Annotated in this window: 17 protein-coding genes; all 17 read left to right on the top strand. The window is 42.9% G+C overall.

What is annotated here, in order from left to right; translation table 11 throughout:
• Positions 1 to 58 precede the first annotated feature (58 nt).
• The 17 genes from G5A70_RS06500 (at position 59) to G5A70_RS06420 (ending at position 19,064) form a co-directional block, all read left to right on the top strand.
• Positions 59 to 1,636: a hypothetical protein gene (locus G5A70_RS06500; protein WP_173748866.1), complete on the top strand. Its 1,578-nt coding sequence runs from the start codon at positions 59 to 61 to the stop codon at positions 1,634 to 1,636.
• Position 1,637: 1 nt separating this feature from the next.
• Entirely contained in the window at positions 1,638 to 1,847 is a 210-nt protein-coding gene (locus G5A70_RS06495; RefSeq protein WP_173748865.1) for a hypothetical protein, read from the top strand.
• A gap of 19 nt (positions 1,848 to 1,866) precedes the next feature.
• Positions 1,867 to 3,060: an SPFH domain-containing protein gene (locus G5A70_RS06490; RefSeq protein WP_173748864.1), complete on the top strand. Its 1,194-nt coding sequence runs from the start codon at positions 1,867 to 1,869 to the stop codon at positions 3,058 to 3,060.
• Between the two features lies 1 nt (position 3,061).
• Positions 3,062 to 3,733 carry a hypothetical protein gene (locus G5A70_RS06485; protein ID WP_173748863.1) on the top strand — a complete coding sequence of 224 codons (672 nt, stop codon included), beginning with the start codon at positions 3,062 to 3,064 and terminating at the stop codon, positions 3,731 to 3,733.
• Positions 3,734 to 3,901: 168 nt separating this feature from the next.
• The gene (locus tag G5A70_RS06480; RefSeq protein ID WP_173748862.1) at positions 3,902 to 5,131 is read left to right on the top strand and encodes a C-type lectin domain-containing protein; all 1,230 of its coding nucleotides are present in this window, start codon (positions 3,902 to 3,904) and stop codon (positions 5,129 to 5,131) included.
• Positions 5,132 to 5,324: 193 nt separating this feature from the next.
• Positions 5,325 to 6,386 carry a glycoside hydrolase family 3 protein gene (locus tag G5A70_RS06475; RefSeq protein ID WP_173748861.1) on the top strand — a complete coding sequence of 354 codons (1,062 nt, stop codon included), beginning with the start codon at positions 5,325 to 5,327 and terminating at the stop codon, positions 6,384 to 6,386.
• 169 nt (positions 6,387 to 6,555) lie between these two features.
• The gene (locus G5A70_RS06470) at positions 6,556 to 7,446 is read left to right on the top strand and encodes a hypothetical protein (RefSeq protein WP_173748860.1); all 891 of its coding nucleotides are present in this window, start codon (positions 6,556 to 6,558) and stop codon (positions 7,444 to 7,446) included.
• Positions 7,447 to 7,460: 14 nt separating this feature from the next.
• A complete protein-coding gene (locus G5A70_RS06465) occupies positions 7,461 to 8,006 on the top strand; it encodes a DUF2284 domain-containing protein (RefSeq protein ID WP_173748859.1) in 546 nt (181 codons plus the stop codon).
• Between the two features lie 83 nt (positions 8,007 to 8,089).
• A complete protein-coding gene (locus tag G5A70_RS06460; protein ID WP_173748858.1) occupies positions 8,090 to 8,872 on the top strand; it encodes an SseB family protein in 783 nt (260 codons plus the stop codon).
• A gap of 35 nt (positions 8,873 to 8,907) precedes the next feature.
• Entirely contained in the window at positions 8,908 to 9,720 is an 813-nt protein-coding gene (locus G5A70_RS06455; RefSeq protein ID WP_173748857.1) for a PHP-associated domain-containing protein, read from the top strand.
• The gene (locus G5A70_RS06450) at positions 9,713 to 11,011 is read left to right on the top strand and encodes a homoserine dehydrogenase (RefSeq protein WP_173748856.1); all 1,299 of its coding nucleotides are present in this window, start codon (positions 9,713 to 9,715) and stop codon (positions 11,009 to 11,011) included. Before G5A70_RS06455 ends, G5A70_RS06450 begins: the two co-directional genes overlap by 8 nt.
• Complete coding sequence (locus G5A70_RS06445; RefSeq protein ID WP_173748855.1) at positions 11,008 to 12,192, top strand: alanyl-tRNA editing protein; 1,185 nt, start codon at positions 11,008 to 11,010, stop codon at positions 12,190 to 12,192. Before G5A70_RS06450 ends, G5A70_RS06445 begins: the two co-directional genes overlap by 4 nt.
• Before the next feature lie 302 nt (positions 12,193 to 12,494).
• On the top strand, positions 12,495 to 12,572 hold the full coding sequence (kdpF, locus tag G5A70_RS16215; RefSeq protein WP_173748870.1) for a K(+)-transporting ATPase subunit F: 78 nt from the start codon (positions 12,495 to 12,497) through the stop codon (positions 12,570 to 12,572).
• 36 nt (positions 12,573 to 12,608) lie between these two features.
• Positions 12,609 to 14,300 (top strand): potassium-transporting ATPase subunit KdpA, encoded by a 1,692-nt coding sequence (gene kdpA, locus G5A70_RS06435; RefSeq protein WP_173748854.1) that lies wholly within the window; start codon positions 12,609 to 12,611, stop codon positions 14,298 to 14,300.
• A gap of 39 nt (positions 14,301 to 14,339) precedes the next feature.
• Complete coding sequence (kdpB, locus tag G5A70_RS06430) at positions 14,340 to 16,394, top strand: potassium-transporting ATPase subunit KdpB (RefSeq protein ID WP_173748853.1); 2,055 nt, start codon at positions 14,340 to 14,342, stop codon at positions 16,392 to 16,394.
• An 11-nt stretch (positions 16,395 to 16,405) separates the two neighbouring features.
• Positions 16,406 to 17,059, top strand: a complete 654-nt coding sequence (kdpC, locus tag G5A70_RS06425; RefSeq protein ID WP_173748852.1) for a potassium-transporting ATPase subunit KdpC — start codon at positions 16,406 to 16,408, stop codon at positions 17,057 to 17,059.
• Entirely contained in the window at positions 17,049 to 19,064 is a 2,016-nt protein-coding gene (locus G5A70_RS06420) for a DUF4118 domain-containing protein (protein ID WP_173748851.1), read from the top strand. Before kdpC ends, G5A70_RS06420 begins: the two co-directional genes overlap by 11 nt.
• Positions 19,065 to 19,137: the final 73 nt, after the last annotated feature.

The raw sequence follows: 19,137 nt of genomic DNA, 5'->3' as shown, positions 1-19,137 counted from the left end.
GGAAATTCCAGAAGAGGAGGAGATTCCGGAAGAAGAGGAGATTCCGGAGGAAGAAGAAATGCCAGAGGAAGGGGAAATCTCGGGGGAAGAGGAAATCCCAGAAAGAGAGGAGACGTCAGAGGAAGAGGAAATCCCAGAAGAAGAGGAAATGCCAGAGGAAGGGGAAATCTCGGGGGAAGAGGAAATCCCAGAAGGAGAGGAGACGCCAGAGGAAGAGGAAATCTCGGAGAAAGAGGAAATTTCAGAAGAGGAGATTCCAGAGGAAAAAGAATTTTCAGAAGATATGGATAGTTCTGCATTGGATAAAATGAATCAGTATATGAGTGAGCACAATTACGGAAAAGAAGATGCCGAAATATACAAAAAAGACCCGGAATGGCAGAAACTAAATGAAGAGTTATTAAAAGAGGATGGCGAAGACCCCGTAGAGATAATAGCTGAGAACGAAGAAATAGAAATAAAAGATACAAAAGAACAAAAGTCAGAATATGCAACTGTTTCAGCACGGGAAATTTTAGGGACGGATAGCTCGGACAAGCATTTCTGGGAACATCATAATAACAAAAAAGAGGATTATATGTTACTGGCTTCTAAACTACCAGAAGTACAGAAAAAACTAAAGGAGGGTATGAAATGGGAAGATATAAAGAAAAATCCGGAACTCAGTGACTGCGTAGAGGCTTATTATAATCCGGAAAAAATGATAAAGGTAGAATTAACGGAAAGGGGATATGAATTTCAAGATGATGGACGTCATAGAGTTGCGGCGGCCAGAGAACTTGGGTATGAAATTCCGGTAAATGTTATAGACAGACGTGGAAATCAGACACAAAGTGCATTTTCGCAAAGTAAAGTTAATGCTGAAGACAAAAAAAGCGGATTTTTCTCGAAAATATTAAAAAAAAGAGAGAAAGAAAAGGTAATAGAGCAGCAGCCCATAGAACCGGTTAATCAAATTCTACAGATAAATGAAAAAGCAGAATTGAATGAAGAATGTTTAGATGCTGTACCGGAATTCAGGCGCAAAGAAATTTATCAACTGTTCAAAAATTCGCCGCAGGAAGTGAAAATGCTTTTGAAAAATCATGCAGATGATTTGCAGGTTGGAGATACGACAGATGATAACGTTTCTTGCTATGATATGAAAAGAAAAAAAATTTATATGGAAGAAATTCTGGATAATGAAGAATATGCGGAAGTGTTCAGTCACGAGTATGGTCATATGGCAGATGATTTCTTGGGAAATGTTTCCGGCAGTACAGAATTCAGAGAAGCTTTTCAGAAGGATTTAAAAATGTATGATAGAGAAGAGGAAACGGGAAATCAACGATTTAAAACTATGATTCAACAAGCCGTTTCTACAGAAGCTGCTTACGATAGGATGCTTTCAGATAATTTGTCAGCTGCATTTTTAAACGATAGAGGAGTTATCGATACATTTAATAATGCGGGTATTGCCTATTATGGACATCGCGACGAATATTGGACGAGAAGTGGAAATAGAGAAGCAGAAATGTTTGCAAATTGTTTTAGTATTTATAGTTCTGGTACAACGGAATCTTGTTCATTTATGAATCAATATTTCCCTAATACTTGGAACACGATGATTCGTAGCTTAAAGAGAGGAGTAAAATAAGATGAAATCAATAGAATTTGGAAAGCTTTGTCAGCCGATAAATTTGAAATACAGAGAATTGTTTGGATATGTTCCTTGTCCGGCAGATTATCTGTGTAATCAGGAAGAATACCTGGAGGCATTAAAAAAGTCGGTAAAAGAGAGAAAAGAGTTAAAAGAATATATAAAACAAAGAGAGCATTCTATGGAAGATTTAAACAAAAGATATTGATGAGGGAGTGGAAAAGAGAATGGGATTATTTAGGAAAAATCCAAACGAAGAAGCATATATAGGTGGTAAAAAGCACTGGACAGATGTGATTAAAAATTCTGCAAGTGGAGAACTGTTGATTTGGAGACAGCCGGAGGAAGATTTTAATACGAATTCTACATTGGTTGTTATGCCGGGAGAGAAAGCAGTTTTTGTCAAGGACGGAGTGGTAGAACAGGTTTTTGAGAAAGGAACGTATAAACTTTCAACAGAAAACTATCCTTTTATCAGCAGGCTTCGAAATGCGCTTTCCGGAGGTATCAGTACTTTCCACTGTGTCGTTTATTTTGTCAGAGATGCAGAGAGCAGAGAAATTTTATGGGGGACAGACAGTCCAATCAGCGTACGCGATAAGGTTTTTAATATTGTAACGGATGTACGGGTACGGGGGGCTTATAAACTCAAAATAGAAAATCCTGCTTTGTTTTTGGAAAAGCAAGTTGGAAATAATGTATTTTTTCAAGAACAGGAAGAAATAAATCTGTACTTTGAAAATATTTTGCGAGGTAAAATAAAATCTGCAGTTGCAAAATTTTTAAATGGACTTCAGCAGGATTTAATTGGTATTGATGCTTATTTAGATGAACTTTCAGAACAAATTACTCCGTACATAGAAGCAATTTTGGCTGAATATGGTCTGAAATGTACAGCCTTTGTACTTTCAGGAATGGATGTAGACAAGAGTAAATATGATGCAATTGATGTTTCGCAGATTTCTGCAATCGAAAAAATAAATCAGGCTCGTGGTGATAAGGCTGTTATGGACGTGTTAGGAAATGACTGGGGACGACAAAAAGCAGCAGATATTTTGGGGAATCTGTCTAATAATCCAGGCGCAGGTGGATTGGCAGCAGCTGGTGCAGGTATGGGTATGGGCATGGCAGCCGGAGGTGTGTTTAACAGTATGGCTCAGGAAATGTTTACACCTATGAAAAATCAGACACAGCAACAGCCGATTCATCAGACACCAAGCGGAAGATTTACACAAAAAAATACAGGAATATCACAGGGAATAAAATGTGTAAATTGTGGCAGTGAATGTGCTTCAGGAGCAAAATTTTGCAGCAACTGTGGTGCCCCTTTGAATCAAAAGGTATTTTGCGCAAATTGTGGAACTGAACTGGAACCAGGTATGAAATTCTGCAGCAATTGTGGCGAAAAGAGGAAAATTTGATATGAAAAGAAAAAATACCATGTGGTCGATTCTATATTTGATTTTTTTGGTCGTATTTAATCTTATTTTTTATACCCTTGGCGGAATCAATCGTCCGGCATCTGTTTGGATTTCTTACTTTTTTATTCACTTTGCGTATTTGTTTCTGCTGGCTACTCCGTTTTTTGTAAGAAAAGGGAGAGAAACGGGAACTTTTAGTGCTGTGTTAGGGTGGATTTCTGCGACTTATTTTGGGATAGAACTGGTTGTTGGTATCCTTTTTATTCTTATAGCTCCCAAAGGGATAAAAGGAGCATTGATTGTACAGGTGCTTATTTTGGCAGTGTATCTGTTTGTTTTGATATCCAATATGATTGCAAATGAACAGACCGAAACGGCTATAGAGCGTCATAGTAAGGACCTTTGTTATGTAAAAACAGCTTCTGTAAGAATGAGGAGCATTATGGAGAAAGTCGGAGACAGGGTTTTATTGAAAAAAATAGAAAAGGTATATGATGTCCTTCGATGCAGTCCGGTAAAATCTTCATCTGCTGCAAAAGAAATAGAGCAGCGAGTGTTTAAAGAATTAGATTCTCTGGAACGGGCGGTATCTATGGGAGATGAAGAGGGAATTAACACCAGTGCAGAGACGTTGTATGCTCTGGCCGTGGAAAGAAATTATCGGCTTATTTAAAAAAACGAAAGAAAAAGGGAGGAATATAAAACGATGAAGTGTCCATTATGCGGAAAAGAATATGAAGGAATAAAAATATGTCCTTCTTGTAATCTTCCATTAATTGATACGGAGACAAAACAGGCTGTTTCCTTACAACCGGAAAAAAAACATAAAAAGAAAAATCGGATGAAAGAGAATTCAGACAAAAACATTCAACCAGTTTTGGATCCTACCAGAATGTTTGAGGAATACGGGAAAGAAAGTAAGGCAGAAGAAACCGAAACGAAAATTGAGGCGGAAAAGCCGGAAGAGGGACAGATTCCTGACGTTCAAATTGAGGCAGAGAAAGAACAGGAAAAGGAAGATGTATATGGAAACAGTTTCGGAGATATTAACAGAAACTTTCAAGAACCTGCAAAAGAAAATTCTTCCTCAAATAAAGTTACCATTTCTTTCAATCCATTTTTAGTTGCAGGAGGCGCAGTGCTTCTCTTACTTCTGGTAGCCCTTATATTTATTGTAAAATCCTGTGGGAAAAATGATTCGGATTCTGTAGAACCGCAGTCTGATGTATATGTGGAAAGTTATCCTGAGCCAGAAGAGCCAATAGGGCAGACAGAAGAGAAAACGGAAGAGGTTGTTGATATGTCAGAAGTGGATTTGGATGCATATAATGCTTCTTATGTTCAGATAGAAGGCTGCCTGTTAGAAGAGGAAGGGAGCAGCAAGTTTACATTTGAAACTCCTTTGAATATTTATCTGGAAGACCGAGATGCTGGAAAAGCAGTTGTAGTAAGGAATATAGATGGTGTAAAGGTAGAAGATACCCATATTTTTGAGGGCGGTGATTATACAAATAGAAAAATGTTGTTGGAATGTAGAATTTGGAGAGAAAACGGTGAAGTTCAATTGTATCCGGAAACGATTATTCAAATAGAGCCCATGAAAGATGATGTGGGAATTCATGAGTATGGCTTTGTGATAGAAGACTGTACCTGGGAAGAGGCATGTCAAAAAAGTATGGATGCTGGAGGATATCTGGTGCGAATTAATTCAGAGGAAGAATATGAACATATTAAGAATTTGCTGAATGCAGGTGGCTATACCGATATTCATTTTTATCTGGGAGGAAAACGGACAGCGTCAGATACGACATATTATTGGGTGAATCAGGAAAATCAATTTATAGAATCCGGTTTGAATACAAGTGATTCCTGGGCACAGCTTTACTGGTACAATGGAGAGCCCAGTTTCGTAGATGTGGGTTCTGAGGCTACAGGTACCATTGAAGAAGATGTGATGAATTTATTCTGCGTATCCGGAAGCTGGTACTTGAATGACTCCTCAGCAAATCTGGCTGGAATGTATCCGGATTTGTTAAGTGGAAAAGTGGGGTACATTGTTGAATATGAATAAGAAAAAAATTTTAGTCCTTTTTGTATTACTGCTGGGGAGCTGTGTAATTTGGCGGTCGTGGAGCCTGTATCATACAGAAAAAGAGAAAAAGCAAGCATCTGAAAGAAAAATAGAAGCAGAAAAAGATTCAAAACCAGTTACTTCGAAGTCTGAAAAAGAGGAACCCGTAAAAAGAGAACCAACAAAAGAGGAATTGCTGGAACAGGAAGTGGAAGCAAAAATTCGTAATATGTCTGCAGAAGAAAAGGTAGCGCAGCTTTTTATGATTACGCCGGAAGCACTGACCGGAGTAGGACAGGTTGTGGCAGCAGGAGAAAGTACGAAAGCAGCACTGGAAGCTTGTCCAGTTGGAGGGATTATTTATTTTGCTCAAAATTTTGAATCACCGCAGCAGGTGAAGCAGATGACTGCAAATGTTCAACAATATTCCAGAAATCGGATTGGACTTCCATTGTTTTTGTCCGTGGATGAAGAAGGAGGAACCGTCACAAGGTTTGGAAGAAATCCGGCCTTTCAATTCGATGCTTCTGTCAATATGCGTGAATTGGGAAGAACCGGAGATACTCAGGCAGCTTACAATTTGGGAACAAAGCTTGGAACATTTCTTTCTGATTTAGGATTTAATATGGATAATGCTCCAGTTGCAGACGTTTTGAGCAATCCACAAAATACAGTGATTGGAAATCGTTCTTTTGGTTCGGACTGTCATATGGTGTCCGATATGGCTCTGGCAGAACTGAAAGGAATGAAAGATACGGGAGTGATTGGAGTATTGAAGCATTATCCGGGACATGGAGCAACGACTGCAGATACGCATACAGGATATGCCAGTACAGACGCCACTTTGGAGGAGATGAAAGGAAATGAATTAGTTCCTTTTATAGAGGGGATTCGTTCCGGTGCGGAAGTAATTATGGTGGCTCACATTTCCTGCCCGGGAATTACCGGTGATACGGTTCCTGCATCCTTATCAAAGAAGATGATAACAGATATTTTGAGAACTGATTTGGGGTATCAGGGACTTGTTATAACAGATGCACTGAATATGGGAGCTATTGCACAGGAGTATACTTCCGGGGAGGCTGCTGTTTTAGCTATAAATGCAGGTGCGGATATGTTACTGATGCCAGTGGACTTCCATGAGGCTTATGAAGCGGTTCTTTCTACTATGCAAAGTGGAGAAATTTCGGAAAGCCGGATTGAGGAATCTTTAAAAAGGATTCTTTCTTTAAAACTTTGTATGGATGCTGGTTGAAATACAATGAAAAGTATCTCTGAAGACAGAAAACAATGGGCAGAAAAGGGGGACGGAAACAGCCGGAAAAGGGCTTTAACCGTTCCCCTTTCTTTTTCTTCGTGTTTGTGGTATGCTGAGAAAAACAGAGGGTTGTTTCATTTTGGACAGCCCCGATACAGGAGGTCTTATGAAGAAACGAAATGCAGCAGTGTATGCCGGTGTGGCGCTGACGGCCGTGTTGGTGCTGGGAGGCGCTTTTGGGATTAAAAAAGCTTTTTCTGAAAAGGAAGATAAAACGAAGAAAGAGAGCCGGGAACAGAACAGTGAAGAGGCCATGAAAGCAGTCTATCTGGAAAATCAGCAGGGCGATTTTATGTTTGTAGACTTGACAAATGAAACACCGTTTTTGGGAATTCTTCCAGAGGACGGAGTGTATAGCCAGAAGGAAGAAAAAATTTCCGGGGAAGATCTGAACAGCGGAGATGTGGTGCTTGTATGGGGCAGCGGAGTAATGGCTCAGTCTTATCCGGCGCAGTATAACGGAATTACGAAGATACAGGTAGAGGAAAAAGGAAATCAGAAGTATGTGGAGTCTTATAGCCACTATATGGAGGAATTTTTCCCGGCAGCAGATTTCAGCCAGATTCCTATGCTGGACGTTTCCTATAAACAGCCGGAGGCCATTGTAACGGCGGCTGTTTCCGATATGGGTGCGTATACCTGGACTTATGAAAAGGAAAACGGAGAAAAAGAAACCATAGCAACAGACACCGCCCATATTTTGCAAAGGGACAATATGACGGAGATTTCCCTGGAAAATGGTACAGAAATGGAACTGCTTTTCAGTCTGGCGCCGCAGAAAACAGAAGTCCTTCGATGGTCAATGGAAGAGTGGGAAAAAGCCAGACAGGAGAAAGATACGGCTGAAATTCCAGATGGAGAAACCGTACAGGTAACGGAAAATCAGGCGGGAAATCCGGTGATATCCTGTGATGCGGGGTATGTGTATCAGGTAAAGGGATACTGGGAAAACGGAGAGGCAGAATACGGATTTTATACGAAGGAAATGGGACAATAAAGGGAGGTTTTTCAATGCGTTTAGAGGAAACTTTACTACAGACAGCAAAGGAACTGGGGTTTGATAATTATCAGGTAATCGATACAGCGGCGCTTCATTTTGACGAGCGTTTCAGAATGTATTGTGAAACGAATTACTGTGGAAATTATGACAACAATTATTCCTGTCCTCCGGCTTGCGGAGAAGCAAAAGAGTTGGGGGATAAGGCGAGGGCGTTTGAGCGGGCTCTGGTTCTACAGACTATTACACCGGTGAAAGATATCACGAATGACAGTGAAACAAAGGAAATTAAACGCCGACATAACCAGATGACCTGGAGTCTGATTGAGAGTGTGGCCGGGGAAGTGGGGGAATATCTTCCGGCTATGGCAGGTCCCTGTCAGATTTGTTCTCCCTGTGCAAAGGAACTGGGAAAAGACTGTCCTTTTCCTCAAAAGAGAGCATCCTGTCTTTCTGCCTTTTGTGTCAAGGTAGACGCACTGGCGGAATACTGCAAAATTCCTTATTACTGTGAGGGTGAGGTGGCCTTTTTCAGTATTCTGTTTTTTCAGCAGAAATAGCGGGACATGCGAAATAAGAGAGGACAAAAACACAAAACAGGTGTATACTATACATAGAAAAGAATACAACAGGAGAAAATGAAATGGACAATGTAAACAAAGAACTGATTCAGAAAATACAGACCAGCCAGGAGGTGTTTACCATTCTTTCCAGAGCCACAAGACAACCGTTTGTTATCTGTGACCCGGAAAGTTTCAATGACCAGGTATGGATTTTTGAGAATAAGGAAGATTTGGAGGAAGCGGCAAAACCTCTGGCAGAAAACAAAAATCCCATCGCAGCCATTAAGGTAGAAAATAAGAGCTTTCTCAGCTTTTATACAGCCCTGTATACGCTGGGTGTCAATAGTATTGTCTACCATGAAAAAGAGAAAAAGACAGAATTAGATTTGGAGGATATCGTAAAAAAACCGGATTTTTCAGCTCTTCCGGAAGAGAAACGACCGCTTTTAAATCCTCAGCTACAGCTTTCCGGAATTTACTTTATGCAGGAATTCCGAAGAGGCGGAGACGTCAAGGAAAAGGCAAATCTGCCGGAACTGGAAGAAGAGGTTGCCGCAAACCTTGCCAAAAGCAAGTATCTTGTAGCAGTGGAAAAGCAGGGCGAAGAGGAGGCAGATAAAAAGGTTCAGGTTCCCTATGTGAAGAACCAGAACGGAGATATTTTCCAGCCTGTTTTTACGGATGCCGAGGAATTCAGAAAGTTTAATAAAGAAAAGAAATTTCAGGCACTTTTAGTAACCTTTGAAAATCTGGAAAAGGTACTGATTCCTGTAGCCAAAGGTGCAGTGGTCAATCCCCAGGGATTTAATCTGATTGTGCCAAAGGAAAAAATAGGGGCTATCAGACAGCGATTCGGCCTGTAGATTCTGAAACCAGGTTCGGGAAAGGAGATGTTGTCATGAAGATTGACATGCATTGCCATACAAAGGAGGGCTCCATAGACGGAAAAGTACCCATTGAGGAATATATTCGGCTGCTGAAAAATCAGGGATTCGGGGGAATGCTGGTAACAGACCACGATTCTTACGGCGGCTACCGGTACTGGAAAAAGCATATCAAAGGACAGAAATATCAGGACTTTGTAGTTTTAAAGGGCATTGAATACGACACCCTGGACGCAGGGCATATTCTGGTCATTATGCCGGAGAATATTAAGCTGCGTCTTTTGGAACTGAGAGGTATTCCGGTACAGATGCTGATTCCCATTGTACACAACTACGGAGGCATTTTAGGTCCGGCTCATCCCTGTGGGGAGAAGTTTATGAGCTTTATGAATGCCAAGGCATATAAGCGCAATCCTGACATTTTAAAGGAATTTGATTTCATGGAAACCTTCAATGCCTGTGAACCCCAGGAGGTCAATGACAAGGCAAAGGAAATTGCAGAGAAATATGATTTGCCGGGAACCGGGGGCAGTGATGCCCATAAGGCAGACTGTGTAGGTATGGCCTATACGGAAGTGCCGGACGACATTACCTGTGAAACCGATTTGATTGCCCATATTATCAAGGGGACAAAGCTGGAATGCGGCGGAACCATTTACACCAATACCACCAAGGAAAAGATTGGGAAGGCCAAGGCGGTTCTGTCCCATTCCTTCTGGGTATACAATAAAATCGGAGGCTGGAGCAAGGCCTTTAAGCGCAACAGTAAACTGAAAAAGGGATTTGTGGAAAGAGTAGATGTAAAAAAGGAAGAAAAGAATGAGTAAAAAAATAATTCATGCAGCACTTTTAGGTTTGGGAACTGTGGGAACCGGAGTTTATAAGGTTCTGAAAAGCCAGGAAGAGGAAATGGAACAGAAAATCGGCGCGGCAGTTGCCATTAAAAAGATTCTGGTAAGAAATCTGAAAAAAGCAGCGGCAAAACTGCAGGAGCCGGAACTGCTGACAGACAGCTGGCAGGAAATTCTGGAGGATGAATCCATTGACATTATCATTGAAGTAATGGGTGGTATCCATCCGGCAAAGGAATACATTACAGCCGCTCTTCGTGCGGGAAAACATGTGGTGACAGCCAATAAAGATTTAGTGGCCTCTTTTGGAGGAGAACTTTTGGACTGTGCTGCGGAGCACCACTGCGATTTCCTGTTTGAGGCATCTGTGGCGGGCGGCATTCCCATCATTCGTCCTTTGAAGCAGTGTTTGGCGGGAAATCATATTTCCGAGGTTGTGGGAATCGTCAATGGAACAACCAATTTTATTCTCACTAAAATGACCCAGGAACATATGGAGTTTGCTGATGCCTTGGCTCTGGCTACCAGACTGGGCTATGCTGAGGCTGACCCCACAGCAGATATTCAGGGTTATGACGCAGGGCGGAAAGTGGCTATTATGGCATCCATTGCCTTTAATTCCAGAGTAACCTTTGAAGATGTTTCTACAGAGGGCATTACCCATATTTCTTCCAAGGATATCCGGTATGCAAAAGAACTGGGTTGTGTGATTAAGCTGCTTGGTGTGGCAAAAAATGCAGAGAACGGAATCGAGGTTAAGGTACAGCCCATGCTGGTGCCGGAAGGCCATCCGCTGGCTTCTGTAAACGATTCCTTTAATGCGGTTTTTGTCCATGGAGATGCGGTGGACGACGCTATGTTTTACGGAAGAGGGGCAGGAGAACTGCCGACGGCCAGTGCCATTGTGGGAGATGTCTTTGACATTGTAAGAAATATTCTGTTTCAGTGTACAGGCAGAATCAGCTGCACCTGCTATAAAGAGCTGCCAATTAAGAAACAGGAAGAGACAGAGAGCCGGTTTTTCCTAAGGCTGCATGTAGATGATAAGCCGGGGGTTCTGGCGGGCATTGCCAGCGTACTGGGAAATTATAAGGTAAGTATTGCACAGATGATTCAGAAACACAGAAAAGAGGATTTCGCAGAAATCGTTGTCGTAACCTCAGAGGTCAGAGAAGGAAACTTCCATGACGCTATGCTGATTATTGAGGGCATGGAGGCTGTACATAAGATTTCCTCCGTTATCCGGGTATATGGAGAGCAGGAATGACAGAAAAACTATATTATCAGGACAGTTATCTGTCCGAATTTGAGGCAAAAGTATTATCCTGCGCCCAAAAGGGAAACAAATATGAGGTAGTTCTTTCGGGAACTGCCTTTTTTCCTGAGGGCGGAGGACAGACAGCAGACACGGGAATCCTTTCAGAGGGAGAGAAGACCGTGCAGGTTTTAGACGTACAGGAAAAAGAGGGAATTCTCGTACACGAAACAGACGGGCCGCTGACAGAGGGGGCATGGATAAAGGGAAAACTAAATTTTCAGGAACGGTTTATCAAAATGCAGGAGCATACCGGAGAGCACATTGTATCCGGAATTGTATACAAACGTTTCGGATACCAGAATGTGGGATTTCATCTGGGAAAAGAAGAAGTCACTATGGATTACAATGGCCCTTTGACGGAAGAGGAGCTGCGGGAAATTGAGTATGAGGCTAATCGGGCCGTGGCAGAGGATGTTCCCATTGTGGTGCTGGAACCTTCCAGAGAGGAACTGAAGGATATTTTTTACCGCAGTAAAATGGAGATAGAAGGTCAGGTGCGGATTGTGCAGATTCCGGGCTATGACAGCTGCGCCTGCTGTGCTCCTCATGTAAAAACCACGGGAAGCGTGGGTATGATCAAGATTACGGGTGCCATACGGTATAAAGGAGGTATGCGGCTTTCTTTGCACTGCGGTTTCCGGGCTCTTTTGGATTACCGACAGAAAGAAACCAGTGTGAAACAGATTTCCAACCGCCTTTCTGCAAAGCAGGAGGAGGTTTTTGAGGCAGTAAAAAGGATGGAGCAGGAGATTGCGGCTTTAAAGGAAAAGAACAAAAAGTTGCAGGAGAAGTTAGTGGCTGCCGCTTTAAAAGAGGAAGAAAAGAAACTGGCAGAACATGCGGGGGCCAATCTGATACTTTTTGTGGAAGATATGGACGCGGCTGCCATGCGGAACTTTGTGAATGAGGCAATGGAAAAGACGGAAGGTGTCTGCGGTGTGTTTGCCGGCACAGAGGAAAGCGGCTTTCGGTATGTACTGGGGCAGAGGGAAGGCAGTATCCACATGATTGGGAAACCGTTAAATGAAGCGTTTCACGGAAAAGGAGGCGGGAAACCGCCTATGATACAAGGCTCTTTGAAGGGAAACGAAGAGAAAATCAGAGCATTTCTGGAAGAAACAGAAGGCTGAAGCAGGAATAGTATGAAAAGCGCAGTTTGTAAATCACCCGTTTGGTGAAATGCAGGCTGCGCTTTTCTTTGTGATATATGCAGTTTCGAAAGATTTCTTAATACTATCTTAATACGAAATAAATTCAGATTAATACCTCCTTAATTTGGAAAGGAATACAATGTTACAGCAAGGAGGAAAAAAATTATGATGGATGTAATCATGATTGGAGTCCTGGCCGTGAGCTTCGGACTCGTCAAATTATTTGCAGATTTCTGCGAATCACAGGTAAAACCAAAGGACAAATAGGAGGAAGTAAGAAAATGATCGTTTTGGGAATAATAATTGCAGCCTTAGCGGGATATCTGGTATATGCATTGATTTATCCCGAAAAACTGTAATACAGAATCGAGAGGAAAAGACCAGGAGGAGAAGAAATGTTACAGATTATTTTAACACTTTCGATTTTTGTGATTCTTGTCATTCCTATGGGAAAATACATGTATCACATTACAACCGGACAAAAAACTTTTGCAGATAAAGTATTTGACCCGATAGACTCTTTTATCTATAAAATCTGCGGTATTAAAGGCACAGACATGGGCTGGAAAAAATATGCAGTAACCCTTTTACTGGCTAATGCAGTCATGATATTTGTAGGATATTTGTTTTTGCGGATTCAGAACCTGCCGTTTTTGAATCCCAATGGGATTGATTCCATGGAACCGTCTCTTTCCTTCAATACCATTATCAGTTTCATGACAAACACAAACCTGCAGCATTACGCAGGAGAAAGTGGTTTGTCCAATGCCAGTCAGATGTGTGTCATTATTTATATGATGTTTACCTCTGCAGCCACCGGCTATGCAGCGTGTATGGCTTTTTGCAGAGGACTGGCAGGAAGACAGATTGGCAACTTCTACAGAGATGTGGTGCGGATTATCACCAGAGTTTTGATTCCGCTGTCTTTCCTTGTAGGACTGTTTTTAGTCAGTCAGGGAACACCGCAGACTCTGGGCGGGAACCTTACGGTACATACAATAGAAGGAAAATTGCAGGATATCGCAGTTGGCCCGGTGGCAGCGCTGGAATCCATTAAACATTTAGGTACCAACGGCGGCGGTTTCTTCGGGGCGAACTCAACAACGCCTTTTGAGAATCCTACCATTCTTTCTGACATTACAGAGCTGATTTCCATGATGCTTCTTCCGGGAGCCTGCATTGTCACTTTTGGACATATGATTCATGATAAGAAGAAAGAAAAGGCTGCTTATGGAAAACAGGGAGCAGTGATTTTCGGAGCCATGGCGATTTTGTTTACGGTTGGTCTGGTTATCTGTTATCATGCGGAAATGGCAGGAAATCCGGTTATCGGAAATATGGGAATCGACCAGACAGCCGGCAACATGGAAGGCAAGGAGGTTCGCTTCGGTGTAGCCCAGTCTGCACTCTTTACCACGGTAACCACATCCTTTACCACCGGTACGGTCAACAATATGCATGATACCCTGACCCCTCTGGGCGGTATGGTTCCCATGCTGCATATGATGTTAAACTGTGTGTTTGGCGGAAAAGGCGTAGGTCTGATGAATATGATTATGTACGTGATTCTTGCCGTTTTTATCTGCGGTTTGATGGTAGGGCGTACACCGGAATATCTGAATAAGAAAATTGAAGGAAAAGAAATGAAGCTGGTGGCTATCTGTATTCTGATTCACCCCCTGCTGATTCTGGGATTTTCTGCACTTGCCATATCTGTACAGGCAGGTCTGGACGGCATTACCAATCCCGGCTATCATGGGCTTAGTCAGGTATTGTACGAATATGCCTCATCTGCGGCAAACAATGGTTCCGGATTTGAGGGACTGGCAGACAACAGTGTATTCTGGAATATGACTACAGGATTCGCTATGTTTTTCGGACGATACATTGCCATGGTGGCACAGCTTGCCATTGCAGGTTCCCTGCTTGCCAAGAGAAAGATGAACGAAACCATTGGTACACTGCGTACAGACAATGTGACCTTTATGCTGATTCTGGTATTTATCGTATATATTTTTGCTGCCCTGACCTTCTTCCCGGCATTGGCGCTGGGCCCCATTGCAGAGCATTTGTCTCTGTGGATGTAGAGGAAGAGAAGAGTGACAGGAACCAAAGGAGAGTAAGAAATGGCTAAAAATGAAAGGACAAAATTCATTACCAAAGATATTTTAAAATCATCAATTATCGGTTCTTTTCAGAAACTGGACCCACGTTATATGATAAAGAATCCGGTTATGTTTGTGGTGGAAATCGGCTTTGTAATTACCCTGGTGCTGACCTTTTTTCCAACCCTGTTCGGCGGTGATGCAAAGTATCAGCTTTATAACGGAATTGTAACGCTGATATTGTTTATAACCGTACTGTTCGCAAATTTTGCGGAATCTGTGGCAGAGGGAAGAGGAAAGGCACAGGCGGCTTCTCTTAAAAAGACCAAACAGGATACCAAGGCCAGACTGCTTTTGGCAAATGGTCAGGAAAAAATGATAAATGCGTCAGAACTGAAAAAAGACGATATCGTTCTGGTAAACGCAGGGGAAGTGATCCCGAATGACGGAGAAGTTATAGAAGGCGTTGCTTCTGTAGACGAATCTGCCATTACAGGAGAATCTGCTCCGGTAACCCGTGAGTCAGGAGGAGATTTCTCCTCTGTGACAGGCGGTACAACCGTAGTATCTGACTGGCTGAAAATTAAAATTGTGGCTGAGCCCGGAAAATCTTTCCTTGATAAGATGATTTCCCTGGTAGAAGGTGCAGAAAGACAGAAGACCCCTAATGAAATTGCACTGAACACGCTGCTGATTGTATTGACTTTAATCTTTTTGATTGTAGTGGTAACCTTACATCCCTTTGCAAGCTATCTGGGAGTTGAGATTCCTATTTCCTGGACCATTGCATTGATGGTATGTCTGATTCCAACCACCATTGGCGGACTGCTTTCTGCTATCGGTATTGCGGGTATGGACAGAGTAACCAGATTTAATGTTATCGCCATGTCCGGAAAAGCCGTAGAAGCCTGCGGTGATGTAGATACCATGATTCTGGATAAAACAGGAACCATTACTTATGGAAACAGACTGGCAGCAGAATTTTATCCGGTAAAGGGTGTAGAAAAGAAAGATTTGGTGGACTACAGTGTTATGAGTTCCCTCATGGATACCACACCGGAAGGAAAATCTACAGTGGATTTGGGACGGCAGATGGGCTGCGCTTTAGACGAAAGCATTTGCAGTCAGATGGAATTTGTGGAGTTTACCGCACAGTCCAAAATGAGCGGCGTGAATTTAAAAGACGGTACAATGGTGAGAAAGGGTGCTTTTGAAGCCATGAAAACCTTTGCAAGAGAACTGGGCGGAGTGATTCCCGAAGATTTGGAAGGAATTGTAACCGAAGTTTCCAACCTTGGAGGAACGCCTTTGGTGGTTTGTGTAAATAATAAGATTTTAGGTGTCATTTATCTGAAGGATACGGTAAAACCAGGTCTGGTAGAGCGTTTTGAAAGACTCCGGGAAATTGGAATCAAAACCATTATGTGTACGGGAGATAACCCTCTGACTGCAGCTACAATTGCTAAAGAAGCAGGAGTGGACGGATTTATTGCAGAGTGTAAACCCGAAGACAAAATTGACGCTATTAAGAAGGAACAGGCAGAAGGAAAGCTGGTGGCGATGACCGGAGACGGAACCAATGACGCACCGGCGCTGGCGCAGGCAGATGTAGGACTTGCCATGAATTCAGGAACGCAGGCAGCCAAAGAAGCAGCAAACATGGTTGATTTGGATTCTGACCCTACAAAGATTCTGGAAGTGGTAGAGATTGGAAAGCAGCTTCTGATTACCAGAGGTTCTCTGACCACCTTTAGTATTGCCAACGATATTGCAAAATATTTTGCCATTATTCCGGCCATGTTTACCATGGTTCTGCCTCAAATGCAGATTTTAAATATTATGCATCTGGCAACACCGGCAAGCGCGATACTGTCCGCTTTGATTTTCAATGCCCTGATTATTCCGGGGCTGATTCCCATCGCCATGAAGGGTGTAAAATACAAACCCATGAAAGCGGAAAGACTGCTGTTGAGAAATATGGGTATTTACGGTTTGGGCGGAATTGTGGTGCCTTTTGTGGGCATTAAGATTATTGACCTTTTGGTAGCTCCGCTGCTGGCATTAATTGGAATGTAGGAGGAAGACACATGAAAAAGTCTTTGAAATCAATAGGTAAGATGTTAGGATTTTGTATTGTTTTGATGGTACTTTGCTCTTTTGTCTATCCGCTGGCCCTGACTGGAGTCAGCCAGTTGACCATGAAGGACAAGGCAAACGGAAGTCTGGTAGATAAAGAAGGAAATCCGGTTTCAGACCCAGAGGACGCAGTAGGTTCTTCCCTGATTGGGCAGGATTTTACAGAAGATTATTATTTTCAGCCCCGTGTTTCTACTGTAAATTACAATACTTATATAGAGGAAGAAAAAGAAAACGGAGACTATACGGGGGTAGCTTCCGGAAGTTCAAACTATGGAAATTCCAATCCGGATTTGAAAAAGCGCATGGAAAAAGATTTGGATGAATTTTTAGAAAAACATCCGGAGGTAAAGAAGGAAGATATTCCATCAGACCTTCTGACTGCTTCCGGTTCCGGACTTGACCCGGATATTTCACCGAAAGCTGCTGAAATCCAGATTTCTGCAGTAGCCGAAAATTCCGGATTATCCGAGGAAGAGGTTTCTGAAATTGTAAAAGACAATACAGAGCATAAGTTTCTGGGTGTTTTTGGAGAAGACAGAGTGAATGTTTTGAAATGCAATCTGGCAATCGCAGATGCTATGGGGATTTTAGATGGAGAATGAAAGACCGGATTCCCAACAATTGTTGAGGAAACTGAAATATGAGGAAGAGCAAAAACAGAAGAAAACCAGGGGAAAGCTGAAAATCTTTCTGGGGTATGCGGCCGGTTCCGGCAAAACCTATACCATGCTGGAGGCAGCTCATGAAGCGCTGCGGCATGGTGTGGAGGTTGTGGCAGGTTATGTGGAGCCCCATGCCAGACCGGATACCCAGGCGCTGACAGAAGGAATTGAAATGCTGCCCCCTATGATGGTGGATTACAAGGGCGTCAAGCTGCGGGAGTTTGATGTAGACGCAGCTTTAAAGCGGAAGCCAAAGTTAATGTTGGTGGATGAATTGGCGCATACAAATGCAAAGGGGTGCCGCAACGAAAAACGATACCAGGACGTAAAGGAATTATTACGTGCTGGTATCAACGTGTATACAACTCTGAATATTCAACATCTGGAAAGTCTGAATGACCTGGTAGGAACTATTACGCAAATCGAAGTTCGGGAGAGGATTCCTGACAGGATATTTGATATGGCGGACCAGGTTGAGGTGATAGATATTGAGCCGGATGAATTGATTGAGCGAATGAAGGAAGGGAAAATCTATGGCCGGCTGCAGGCGGAGAGAGCTCTTTCTAATTTTTTTAAACGGGAAAAACTGGTGGCACTCAGAGAAATCACGCTGCGCCGGGTGGCAGACCGCGTGAATCGGATTGCGGAAGAAGAGCGAAATGCTTTGGGAAACATGGAGTATCATACCGGAGAGCATATTCTGGCCTGTGTTTCTTCTGCACCCTCCAGTGCAAAGGTGATTCGTACTGCGTCTCGTTTGGCCTATGCGTTCCATGCCCAATTTACAGTGCTGTCTGTAGAAACACCGGAGCTGAAGCAGGCAGATGAGAAGACGAAGCGTGTGTTGAACCGTCATTTGGAGCTGGCCAGAGCTCTGGGGGCGAAGATTGTCACTGTATATGGCTCGGATATTGCACAGCAGATTGCAGAATATGCCATTGTGGGAAATGTGTCCAAGGTTGTTATCGGAAAAAACAACCGCAGGAGATTCTGGGAAAAGGGTAAGGTGGAAGTGCTGGAGACGCTGATGTATCGGGCGCCTAACATCGATATTTATATTATTCCGGACGGCAGGAAGAAGAATACCGGGAAGGAACCGGCAGGAAAGGGAAGACACCGGTCAGAACATTCACACACGGTAGCAGACCTGGCGGCTATTACAGGAGTTCTGCTGCTGACAACAGCGGTGGCTTTTGGATTTCAGAAACTGGGACTTTCTGAATCTAATATTATCATGACCTATATTCTGGGTGTTTTGCTGTCTTCTTATATTGCGGATAAAAAAATTTATGCTCTGTATTCCTCGCTTTTCAGTGTTCTGACATTTAATTTCTTTTTTACAGACCCTTATCTGAGCTTTAAGGCGTATGATAAAGGGTATCCGACTACGTTTGTTATGCTGTTTGTAGTAGGATTTTTCACAGCGAGTTTGACCAGAAAATTGAAGCAGCAGAATCGGGAAAGCGCGAAAAAGCAGTATCGAACTGAGATTCTGTTGGAAAACAGCCAGAAGCTGCGCAGATGTAAATCGAAAGCAGAGGTATGGAAGCAGGTGGCAGAGCAGGCAGGGAAACTGCTGAATCTGTCCATTCTCATTTACCCGGTGAAAAAAGACGGGCTTTTGGATTTGCCGCTTCTTTTTCCCAGAAAAGGCATGGAGCAAAGAACACTGGAAGAATTGGTGAATTTTCAGGAAAAAGCGGTGGTGCAGTGGGTGGCGGCTAATCATCACCGGGCAGGAGCCTGTACCCATACGCTTCCCGAGGCAAAGGCCATGTATCTTCCTGTACAGGACGCAGAGGAGGTCAAAGGTGTTATGGGGATTCTTTTGGAAGAACGCAGACCAGTTCAGGATTTTGAGTATGGATTGCTGATTGCCATGCTCAATGAGGCCGGAGTCAAGCTGCAGGATGCACTGCCTGAGAAGCAGATAAAATCTTCCTAGATGGGCAGGCCGTATATCCATACTCTTTTTTCGTCTGTTGACGTACCCGGAAAAATCCTTTATTATAAGCAGA

The sequence above is a fragment of the Blautia hansenii genome, from assembly GCF_013304445.1.
Classification (GTDB): Bacteria; Bacillota; Clostridia; order Lachnospirales; family Lachnospiraceae; genus Blautia.
Note: the sequence above shows the minus strand (reverse complement) of the source record. Positions and strands in the feature narration are given on the sequence as shown.

Bases quoted from the DNA above. Each gene is read 5' to 3' on its own strand.
- G5A70_RS06500 (WP_173748866.1), top strand. From the start codon at position 59: ATGCCAGAGGAAGGGGAAATCTCGGGGGAAGAGGAAATCCCAGAAAGA.
- G5A70_RS06495 (WP_173748865.1), top strand. From the start codon at position 1,638: ATGAAATCAATAGAATTTGGAAAGCTTTGTCAGCCGATAAATTTGAAA.
- G5A70_RS06490 (WP_173748864.1), top strand. From the start codon at position 1,867: ATGGGATTATTTAGGAAAAATCCAAACGAAGAAGCATATATAGGTGGT.
- G5A70_RS06485 (WP_173748863.1), top strand. From the start codon at position 3,062: ATGAAAAGAAAAAATACCATGTGGTCGATTCTATATTTGATTTTTTTG.
- G5A70_RS06480 (WP_173748862.1), top strand. From the start codon at position 3,902: ATGAAAGAGAATTCAGACAAAAACATTCAACCAGTTTTGGATCCTACC.
- G5A70_RS06470 (WP_173748860.1), top strand. From the start codon at position 6,556: ATGAAGAAACGAAATGCAGCAGTGTATGCCGGTGTGGCGCTGACGGCC.
- G5A70_RS06465 (WP_173748859.1), top strand. From the start codon at position 7,461: ATGCGTTTAGAGGAAACTTTACTACAGACAGCAAAGGAACTGGGGTTT.
- G5A70_RS06460 (WP_173748858.1), top strand. From the start codon at position 8,090: ATGGACAATGTAAACAAAGAACTGATTCAGAAAATACAGACCAGCCAG.
- G5A70_RS06455 (WP_173748857.1), top strand. From the start codon at position 8,908: ATGAAGATTGACATGCATTGCCATACAAAGGAGGGCTCCATAGACGGA.
- G5A70_RS06450 (WP_173748856.1), top strand. From the start codon at position 9,713: ATGAGTAAAAAAATAATTCATGCAGCACTTTTAGGTTTGGGAACTGTG.
- G5A70_RS06445 (WP_173748855.1), top strand. From the start codon at position 11,008: ATGACAGAAAAACTATATTATCAGGACAGTTATCTGTCCGAATTTGAG.
- kdpF (WP_173748870.1), top strand. From the start codon at position 12,495: ATGATCGTTTTGGGAATAATAATTGCAGCCTTAGCGGGATATCTGGTA.
- kdpA (WP_173748854.1), top strand. From the start codon at position 12,609: ATGTTACAGATTATTTTAACACTTTCGATTTTTGTGATTCTTGTCATT.
- kdpB (WP_173748853.1), top strand. From the start codon at position 14,340: ATGGCTAAAAATGAAAGGACAAAATTCATTACCAAAGATATTTTAAAA.
- kdpC (WP_173748852.1), top strand. From the start codon at position 16,406: ATGAAAAAGTCTTTGAAATCAATAGGTAAGATGTTAGGATTTTGTATT.
- G5A70_RS06420 (WP_173748851.1), top strand. From the start codon at position 17,049: ATGGAGAATGAAAGACCGGATTCCCAACAATTGTTGAGGAAACTGAAA.